Raw genomic sequence first — 9,436 nt, 5'->3', positions numbered from 1 at the left:
AGGACAAAGGACAAAGGACAAAGGACAAAGGACAAAGGACAAAGGACAAAGGACAAAGGACAAAGGACATAAGTAAGGGTGTACTAGTGTACACCCCAAAAATTCAAAATATGAAAGAGTAAAATTTAACCAGATACATTAATCAGCAGCGTCCATTGCTGCTGCCCCTGTGCCTTCGTCCTCTTCACTCTTGGGCGATCTTTGCTGGAATCTTCGGCCCATTCTCCCTGTAGTAGTCCGTTTACGAAACTTTCTGGCGTAGGCCTGGTTTCGTAGCGCCTTCTCTTTCTTCGGGTTACGGCGCTTTGCCATATTCACCTCATGAATAAACAACAAAAAATTGGCATCTAGGCATAACTTAGGCCATATTATACCGATATTATTGATATACTTTTTTTAGCCTAGTGCTGCAATCAATACACTTTGAACAGCATACCATTATATCTTACTAAAAATCCTGATGTCAAGCTAAATTTGATTAGGTAATTAGGTAATAGGTAGTTCTGGAATGGTTTGATATCTTAAACATAAAATGAGGAAATTTTAACTTTGAACATTCTTATTTTTTTTACGTCAATGATTCAGTCCACACGTAGCTTATGGCACTTTGGGCAAACTATATTGGGTATTATATTTCGCCATCCCATTACGGGTACAAGCATTATCCCTATTTTACCTAATGGTCAAATTGTGTTAATTAGAAGAAAGGATGATGGTTGTTGGTCATTACCGGGTGGTATGGTGGATTGGGGAGAAGATGTTCCCCATGCAGTCTGTCGGGAGTTAATGGAGGAAACAGGGCTAGAATTAGTCAAAATTCGCCGTTTAGTGGGAGTTTACTCGTCACCAGATCGTGATCCTCGTATTCATTCTATCTGTATTGCTGTGGAAGCCGAAGTCGCAGGAAAAATGGCCGTCAAAGATAGTTTAGAAGTTATGGAAATCCAGGCTTTTCCCCCTAGTTCTTTACCAAAACCAGATATGTCTCATGATCATTCTCGTCAGTTACAAGACTATTTAAATGGCTTAACAACTCTTGCGTAAAAGATGGAAAATTGAAGATTTTGGATTTAATTTTCAAATCCAAAGTCTATTAATTAGAAATTACAAAAATGAGTAAATGAGTAAATTAAAATGAATATTTTATTTCGCAACTCCCGCAGAAAACTTTCTCAAGGGGTATTATTTTGGCGTGAGGTTGGTAATGGAATACCTGTGGTCTTTCTGCATGGTGCATGGAATGATGGTAGTGAATGGGTATCAACAATGGAATTATTGGCTGCGGGTATCCACTGCTTTGCACTAGATTTACTAGGTTTTGGTGAATCAGCTAATCCCGATATTCACCATTCTATAGATTTACAAGTGGAGTGTTTAGCTGATTTTTTAGAAGCTTTAAAATTAGAGAAGGTCTATTTAGTTGGTAATTCTTTAGGGGGTTGGATTGCTGCTAGTTATGCTGTAAAATATCCAGAACAAATATATGGTTTGATACTGTTATCTCCAGAGGGTGTAGCAGCAGAAGGACAAAAACAGTATTGGGAAAAAAGACGGTGCTTATTGAATTGTCCACCATGGGTAATTAAATTTTTACGCTTAATTATTCCTTTAATTAAATTGATTGGTTGGGAAGAAAAAATCACTAAGGATTTAGAATTAAGAAAAACTTTGTTAGATTACCCTACAGCCTCTCACTTACTTTTTAACCGCAAAAAACCAGAAATAGAAGCAGAATTTTTAGAAAAACACTTGCCTAATATTAAAGTTCCTTGTTTAATTTTACAAGGTGGTGAAGATAGCGCCGTTGCTATATCTAGAAGTAATACTTATGCTCGACTAATTCCTAATATTAAGTTACATAATATTACCCATGGAGAAAGTAATTTACCAGAATCTTGTCCTGATGTTGTGTCCGCAGCTATTTGGGATTTTATCAGTATTAGTCAATACTGAATAATGATATAAGCTCTTACGCAGCTAAATTGTACAATCCTAATATGGTTAGATATTGTGGGATTTTTATCATTAATATCTATACCTCATAATATCGAAAACTGCTGTATAATATGAAACTAATAAATTTTGATTCAAACCCCTTCACTACGGAGAAGGGGACAAATGTATTTATTTACATCCTAAAGATTGACGAGTATCTACACCTGTTTTAGAATTTACACCACTGGCATTAGTACAGAGTTTTTTCACTTGTACCATATCTAAAATCGCATTTGTAAAATCAGCACCAGTAATATTAACACCATCAAAGGTAGAACGCAACATCATTGCATCTTTTAACACGGCATCACTTAAATCAGCGTTTTTAAATCTTGTTAAATAAGAAATGCCTTCACTAAAATCAATACCATGTAAATTTGCACCTTCTAATAAAGAACCACTAAAAACAGCGCCGCGTAAATCAGCATTACTAAAGTTACTATTCTCTAATTTCACATTTGTAAACTCAGTTCTAATTAAACTTTGACCAGAATAGTCCTTTCCCGCGACTCCCTGATTCATGTTAAAACTAGTAACACTGGAAGAACTTGCAGCTTGGGCTGATAAAGGGAAAACAAACAACACCAAGGCTAAAATCATACTAGCCAATATTGGGCGATACTTGATCATCTTTGCTTAATAAATCTCAACAATTCCACTATTAATCATTAAACCGCAGGAAGGAGTCAGAAGTAATTCTCTGCTAAATTAGAAGCTGTCTACTAGGATAGATATAGTGAAAAACTCTACTTGCTTTTGACTAAAAACTCGGTTCTGAGTCTCTCCTCTCCACGGGGAGAGCTTTAGTAAAGGGGTCAAGTTTTAAGTTTTTACTGTATAAATCTTTAATTCCTATTCCACGTAAATATAACTATCTAACTGTGGCTAATCCAGAAAATATAAACCAATCTCTAGCGCGAACCCCTTTATATCAAATGGGTGTAGAACTTAAAGCCAAATTTACCAGCTTTGGTGGCTGGGAAATGCCCATACAATATAGTAGTATTATAGAAGAACACCACACTGTTAGAAATACGGCGGGAATGTTCGATATTTCTCACATGGGTAAATTTATCCTCCAAGGTCAGAACCTGATTTCCCAACTTGAGTATTTAGTGCCTTCAGATTTAAGTCGTTTACAACCTGGACAAGCACAATATACTGTATTACTAAACCATCAAGGTGGAATTGTTGACGACATCATTATTTACTACCAAGGTACAGACAGCTTTGATACGCAAAAGGTTGTAATTATCGTCAACGCCGCAACCACTGATAAAGATAGAGCATGGATATTAGCGCATCTTGATCCGAATAGAGTTGAATTTCAAGACCTTTCACGGGATAAAATTTTAATTGCTGTTCAAGGTCCAACAGCTACTAATCATCTTCAATCTTTAGTCACAGAGGATTTATCAGCAATTAAGGCTTTTGGACATTTAGAAACAACCATTTTCGGAAAATACGCATTTCTCGCTCGGACAGGTTATACAGGAGAAGATGGTTTTGAGGTCATGGTAGATTCCGCCGTGGGTATAGACTTGTGGGAAAATCTATATAATGTTGGTGTTATTCCCTGTGGACTTGGTTGTAGAGACACCCTGCGCTTAGAAGCTGCAATGGCGCTTTATGGACAGGATATTGATGATACCATTACACCTCTAGAGGCTGGTTTAGGTTGGTTAATACATTTAGATACCAAAGGTGCTTTTATAGGAAGGGAAGTTTTAATACAGCAAAAAGCCGAAGGAGTACCGCGTAAACTCGTAGGTTTACAAGCAGAAGGACGGAATATTCCCCGTCACGGCTACCCTGTATTATCATCGGGTCAAGTTGTAGGAGAAGTAACAAGTGGTACTCTCTCGCTGACACTTGGTTATCCTATAGCTTTGGCCTATGTTCCCAGTCAGTTAGCAACGGTCAAACAGCAGCTAGAAGTGGAAATTCGCGGTAAAGCTTACCCCGCTGTAGTTGTGAAACGCCCATTTTATCGCTCAAAAAATCGTGTTACTAAGTGATATAATTTTTCCACTTCAGTCAATTACAGGAATAAGGAATTTAACCGCAGATAAATCTGTACTTCAGTGGACTAGGAAATAGTATAATCTTTGAGGTTTTTGAGGAATAATTAGTTTAGGTTACGCTTGTCACACTATTGTTTTAATATTGAAGAGAAAGTGATATGTCTTCTGAATATCCCCAGAATTTGCGATACTTAGATTCCCATGAATATGTTCGTCTGGATGACGACATTGCTACTATCGGTATTACTCAGTTTGCTATAGAACAATTGGGTGATATTGTCTTTTTAGAACTAGCAGACACTGGTGATACTATTACTAAGGGAGATACCTTTGGTACTATTGAATCCGTGAAAGCCGTGGAAACACTTAATTCACCTGTTAGTGGCACAGTCATAGAGAGTAATGAAGCTTTAATAAGCGCTCCAGAACAAGTAGCGGATGATCCCTATGGTGAAGGTTGGTTCATTAAAGTGCGTGTTAATGATGCTGCGGAAATAGATGATTCTCTCACAGCAGAACAATATCAGACTTTGGTAGAGGGTATGTAAGTAGTTTCACATTTATACATTCCCGAAAATCAAGAAAAACGGTTACACTATATCTCAGCTTTTTTAGCAACCTGAAAGGCTGAGATATAGGTGATTTGAATATTTCCTCCTAAGTTGTTTTCTATCTTTTTTCCTAATTCTGTAAATAAACAATTTCTGGTTTCTATATCTAGTTTTAGGTAAGGTGTATAAGTGCTTAAAAGTAGTAGGAAATCATCAATATAATAATTAGCTTTACATACCATTTGTTCAGAAACTAAATTTTTAAATCTACCTGAATTAATAGCTATTTGTCCTAAATTTTCAACTATCTGTTTTTGAGTTTTTATATCTTCGTACCTATCTAAAAATGGAGCATACTTTTGATAAATTTCCCGGAAACTTTGATATATTTCATATTCTGGTTGGGGAGTCATATTCCAAAGCAAAATTAAAGCACCGTCGTTTTTTAAAGCTTCCGCAATTCTGATATTACCAGATTGAGGATTAATCCAATGAAAAGAAGTTGCTGCTAAAACAGCATCAAATTTTTCAGGTTCTAGTTCCCATTCTTCAAAAGTGGTCTGCTGAATTTCTACCTGTGGGTACATTTCACAGTTTTTTCTTGCTAAATGACAAGCTGCTAAACTTGATTCTAAACAAATCATAGAAAAGCCTAATTTAGCAAATGCTAAAGTTGCGTTTCCTGGTCCACAACCTAGTTCTAGGATATTAGCTTTTGGGGAAATTTGAGCTATTTCTATAGCACCATTAATAATTTCTTCTGGATAGCGAGGTCTGAATTTATTGTAAGCCTCTGCTACCTGGGAATACCAATTTTTTCTGGTTTCTAAATCTTGAGAATATAAGTTTTTAAGGATTTCAAATTCTTTCATTTATCCTTGATTTAAGTTTAATAAATTTCAGGAAGTCGGGAGTTTCTGGGTTGATTGTCTAATTTTAAGCTAAATAAGATCAGAATATTTACGGATGTGTATATTTAAATAATTTCTGCATTCTGTAATTAATAATTATACTAACTTACTTGAATATGCACACCTTGATTTTATCCCTTTGGCTAATTCTGATGATAATGGCCTTATTTTTAGCAATATCTGTAATTCGTAGCCAAAAACGGCGTATATCTAAGGCTAAAAAAACCGGAAAATTAGATCCCACTCGTTTCACTTTTAGAAGTGCGGAAAAAAGACTTTGGAAACAATTATTAATGCTATTACAATCAGATAGTGTAACTGCGGAAAGACTTTTGAGACATGAACAAAATAAGTATCCAGGTAAATCAACCAAGTGGTATTTAGAAAAAGTTATTTTTAATTTAAAACGCGATCGCCATTAACTGATATTCTACAATAATTAATCAGTTAAAAAAATCTCACTCATAGACTATCTAGTTTTGAAATTTCCTAAAGCCATAATAGCATTTTGTCCACCAAAACCAAAGCTAAAACACAGAACATTCTTAATTTTACTTTCTTGTGCTGATCTAATCAAGTTTAAATTAAATTCTGGTTGCTGAAGTCCTACACAGGGAGGTAATATATTATTCCGCAATGCCATCAGTGAAAACGCTACACCTAAAGCTCCCGACGCGCCTAATGTGTGACCTGTGCTACCTTTAGTAGAACTAATTGCTAATTTTGCTGGAAATAAATTTTGGATAATTTTACTTTCCATGCGGTCATTTAATTGGGTAGCTGTACCATGGGTATGAATGTAGTCTATAGCTGCTGGTGTCATCTGACTACGTTCTAAACATTGCTTAATTGCGACCATAGCACTTTTACCCTCTGGTTCTGGAGATATACCATGATATGCGTCTGCTGTCAAGCCAAAACCTAATATTTCTCCATAAACCTTGCTTTGACGTTGACTGGCCAACTCCGCAGATTCAAGGATAAATACAGCACCACCTTCACCTAATACCAAGCCTTCCCGGTATAAATCAAAGGGATATGCCCCTGTTTTCCCTAAAGCCCCCATTTGCTGAAATCCGGCAATTGTTAGGGGTGTAATAGGTGCTTCTACTGCACCAGCTATGGCTATTTGATACTCACCGCTTTGAATTAACATCGCAGCTTGAGCGATCGCCCAAATTCCTGTTGCACAAGCGGCCATTGGTGCTAGAATTGCCCCTGATGCTCCTATTTGTCGAGCTACAGCGATCGCATTCATTTGCGGTAAAGTATTTAACCAATTGTCTAAATTTGCTCCTCCCGCTTGTTCATGTATGTTTTGCGCCATCATTTCCCATGATGCTTGATAACCACGACTAGAACCAATGACTACAGCACAATCAGATAAAGGCGGTACTAATTGGGCATCTTGTAAAGCTGATGTAACAACTATTTCCGTTATGGTACTTAACGCCGTAGGTTTTTCAGCAATTAAGCCTAGAGGAATCACCCCCAATTCTGGAAATAGTTGATGTAATTTAATCCCAGTTTTAGCAAGTAGTAGATTTTGCCAACTATCTTCCAGATTCTTGCCTAAAGCAGAAACTAAACCAATACCAGTAACAACAACCTTAACCAATTTTAGATTTGAGATTTTAGATTTGATGTCAAAATTCAAAAGTGAGAAATCAGCAGTGGGAATACTTGAAAAATCAGGAATAAAATCCAATTATCAATGATGTTTCCCACTGACTAATGACCAATGACTACTCAAGACTTTTCAGATTTTCCGCACCCTGGGTAACTTTTGCGGACTCAATGCGATCGCCTTGTTTAATGTTATTAACTACATCAAAGCCTTCAGTGACATTACCGAATACAGCATAATTACCATCCAAGAATGATAAATCTGCTAAAGCGAAGTAAAATTGAGAAGAAGCAGAATCAGGCATTTGTGATCGGGCCATAGCGATCGCCCCTTGCTTATGCTGTAACTCTGGCTTGTCAGTAATTGTCTTACCGTAAATAGGCTCATTTGCGCCTTTGGGCTTAATTTCTAAAGGTATACGGCGCTCACTCCCAGTTTTAGGATCAATATAACCACCTGTTCCCAGTCTAGTAGCGGGAAATTTCGGGTCTTTACCTTGTGGATCTCCACCTTGGGCGACAAAAGGTTGGGGATCACGGACAACGCGATGAAATACTAAACCATCATAAACACCTTTTTGCACTAAATCCACGAAATTACCCGCAGTAATTGGCGCATTAATGCCATCTAATTCAATCGTAATTGGTGCGCCATTAACTGTCATCACCACTGTAGCTTTACCTTCGAGACGTGGTAAATCTTTCATGCCGGAAATACTCTCACTAGTAGTTTTTGATACTGTTTGTGTGCTTGTAGTAGCTGCTGAAATTGGAGATGTATTAGAAGATTCTATACCGCTCGTACATCCTCCCAAAGTCAAAGCAAAAATAATCAACCAAGCTACAAAAAATTGTGGAAATTTTAATTGCATTGTTAGTGACTGAATCAAACAAGGTTAGGACTTCCGGAAAATATATAGCATTTCCTATCTTACTTAGGTACAGCAATCAGGAATGAATCCCGTACCTCAGTGGACCGAGAAAACTGAAAACCCATTTTTGGGTAGGGGTAATATCCTGCGGGATCTTGGGCTACATGAATTACCCTCTACTTTTTTTCCGTTTTGCGTAAATTCTCAAAGCAGCCGATATTTTCTGGTAAAAATGTGGAATTTTGGATTTTCAATTGTGAAAACAACTCTCCCCAGAGAGAGCATGATCATTATTGATTGATCAGCAATCCAAAATTCAAAATCCAAAATCCAAAATTTAAAATGATTACAGTCCTTCTAAGGATACTCCCAAAAAACGAGCTAATTGGGCCCCTTGAGTTTCCAAATCAGCCAAAGACAAGGGTTGACCGACTCTGGTGAGGGGAATATCCCGTCTACCCTTCAGCCGGAGATACAAAGCGCGTTGAGGATTAAGACCTTCCTTAATCACAATACGCACGGATTGTACATCTTGGATGCGTCCGTCAATTTGGATTTCACGGTTTTTCCCCGGAAAACCCCAGCGAAAGATTTTTAATTTCCCTGTTTCCCGATTGAACTCATTATAGCCGCCACCTAAATCCCATAAAATCACCAGCCACAGATATAAGGCTAATAGCAAGCCAGCAGCACCGTATAATCCCATTACCAATCCTTGAGGGACAAATATCAGTTGGGTGGGATCAGTAACTATGAGTAAATTAACCTTGAGATAACTGGAGATACTAGCTAAGAAAAAACCACTGGCTCCCATAGTAACAATAGTTGCCCACCAGTAGTTGCTGAACCGACGTGAACCCAGAACCTTTTGATAGAGAAGGTTCTCGCCTTTGTTAATCGTTGTTGATACCGTCATGAAACTACCTTGGACTATCTTTCTCAAGTTTGACACTCAAGCCGTCTTAATTGCAAGTTATCAAGGATATCATGGGTTTTGGGAGATCAGGGGGAATTTTTCTGTCTTCTGATTCTGAGAAAACTTGTGTCAAATTGTTAAAATTCTGATATTGATAAGATTGGAGATAGTGAATATTTAATTTTCTTGCCCGTATCCAGCGCAAACCCAGGTGAATGTGATAAGTTAAGAATCATTAAGCCAACAAAACCCAGATTACTGGTTAATGGTGGCTGAACATGACATAATTCTAAAGAAGTGATGACTTTTTTAAGTAATCAGTTCTCACAATCTCACATTCTCAAAGGCTGCTGAGATTGGAAAAAACGTTGAATTTCTCACGGTAGTTCCCATAAATTGGTAGAATCGCCGGAACAGAGCTTAAAAAACGTAGCAATTTTAGTAAAAAACCAAGGATTGTAGTCAAATGACCATCGCAGTTGGACGCGCCCCCAGTAGAGGGTGGTTTGACGTATTAGACGACTGGTTAAAGCGCGATCGC

Annotated in this window: 10 protein-coding genes; 5 read left to right on the top strand and 5 right to left on the bottom strand. The window is 37.5% G+C overall.

From position 1 onward, the window contains the following. Nucleotides 1–576: 576 nt before the first annotated feature. Complete coding sequence (locus ACIR310F_RS0104465; RefSeq protein ID WP_414534241.1) at nucleotides 577–1,044, top strand: NUDIX domain-containing protein; 468 nt, start codon at nucleotides 577–579, stop codon at nucleotides 1,042–1,044. Between the two features lie 90 nt (nucleotides 1,045–1,134). After that, a complete protein-coding gene (locus ACIR310F_RS0104460) occupies nucleotides 1,135–1,953 on the top strand; it encodes an alpha/beta fold hydrolase (protein ID WP_028082783.1) in 819 nt (272 codons plus the stop codon). A gap of 171 nt (nucleotides 1,954–2,124) precedes the next feature. Here ACIR310F_RS0104460 and ACIR310F_RS0104455 read toward each other — a convergent pair whose 3' ends face one another. Then, nucleotides 2,125–2,622, bottom strand: coding sequence for a pentapeptide repeat-containing protein (locus ACIR310F_RS0104455; RefSeq protein ID WP_028082782.1), 498 nt, complete (start codon nucleotides 2,620–2,622; stop codon nucleotides 2,125–2,127). 254 nt (nucleotides 2,623–2,876) lie between these two features. On the opposite strand from ACIR310F_RS0104455, the gene gcvT reads away from it, so the two are divergent. Then, on the top strand, nucleotides 2,877–4,013 hold the full coding sequence (gcvT, locus tag ACIR310F_RS0104450; RefSeq protein ID WP_028082781.1) for a glycine cleavage system aminomethyltransferase GcvT: 1,137 nt from the start codon (nucleotides 2,877–2,879) through the stop codon (nucleotides 4,011–4,013). 164 nt (nucleotides 4,014–4,177) lie between these two features. Further along, complete coding sequence (gene gcvH, locus ACIR310F_RS0104445) at nucleotides 4,178–4,567, top strand: glycine cleavage system protein GcvH (RefSeq protein WP_028082780.1); 390 nt, start codon at nucleotides 4,178–4,180, stop codon at nucleotides 4,565–4,567. A gap of 47 nt (nucleotides 4,568–4,614) precedes the next feature. Here gcvH and ACIR310F_RS0104440 read toward each other — a convergent pair whose 3' ends face one another. Continuing rightward, entirely contained in the window at nucleotides 4,615–5,442 is an 828-nt protein-coding gene (locus ACIR310F_RS0104440) for a class I SAM-dependent methyltransferase (RefSeq protein WP_028082779.1), read from the bottom strand. A gap of 197 nt (nucleotides 5,443–5,639) precedes the next feature. On the opposite strand from ACIR310F_RS0104440, the gene ACIR310F_RS0104435 reads away from it, so the two are divergent. Next, complete coding sequence (locus tag ACIR310F_RS0104435; protein WP_051289473.1) at nucleotides 5,640–5,903, top strand: hypothetical protein; 264 nt, start codon at nucleotides 5,640–5,642, stop codon at nucleotides 5,901–5,903. Nucleotides 5,904–5,950: 47 nt separating this feature from the next. Here ACIR310F_RS0104435 and ACIR310F_RS0104430 read toward each other — a convergent pair whose 3' ends face one another. The 3 genes from ACIR310F_RS0104430 to ACIR310F_RS0104420 all read right to left on the bottom strand — a co-directional run bounded on the left by ACIR310F_RS0104430 (nucleotide 5,951) and on the right by ACIR310F_RS0104420 (nucleotide 8,895). Continuing rightward, the gene (locus tag ACIR310F_RS0104430; RefSeq protein WP_028082777.1) at nucleotides 5,951–7,099 is read right to left on the bottom strand and encodes a beta-ketoacyl-ACP synthase; all 1,149 of its coding nucleotides are present in this window, start codon (nucleotides 7,097–7,099) and stop codon (nucleotides 5,951–5,953) included. Nucleotides 7,100–7,226: 127 nt separating this feature from the next. Further along, nucleotides 7,227–7,979 carry a peptidylprolyl isomerase gene (locus ACIR310F_RS0104425; protein ID WP_028082776.1) on the bottom strand — a complete coding sequence of 251 codons (753 nt, stop codon included), beginning with the start codon at nucleotides 7,977–7,979 and terminating at the stop codon, nucleotides 7,227–7,229. Nucleotides 7,980–8,325: 346 nt separating this feature from the next. Then, nucleotides 8,326–8,895 (bottom strand): photosystem I assembly protein Ycf4, encoded by a 570-nt coding sequence (locus tag ACIR310F_RS0104420; RefSeq protein WP_028082775.1) that lies wholly within the window; start codon nucleotides 8,893–8,895, stop codon nucleotides 8,326–8,328. Between the last annotated feature and the right edge of the window lie 541 nt (nucleotides 8,896–9,436).

Source organism: Dolichospermum circinale AWQC310F, from assembly GCF_000426925.1.
GTDB lineage: Bacteria > Cyanobacteriota > Cyanobacteriia > Cyanobacteriales > Nostocaceae > Dolichospermum > Dolichospermum circinale.
This window is presented reverse-complemented; position numbering and strand designations above follow the sequence as displayed.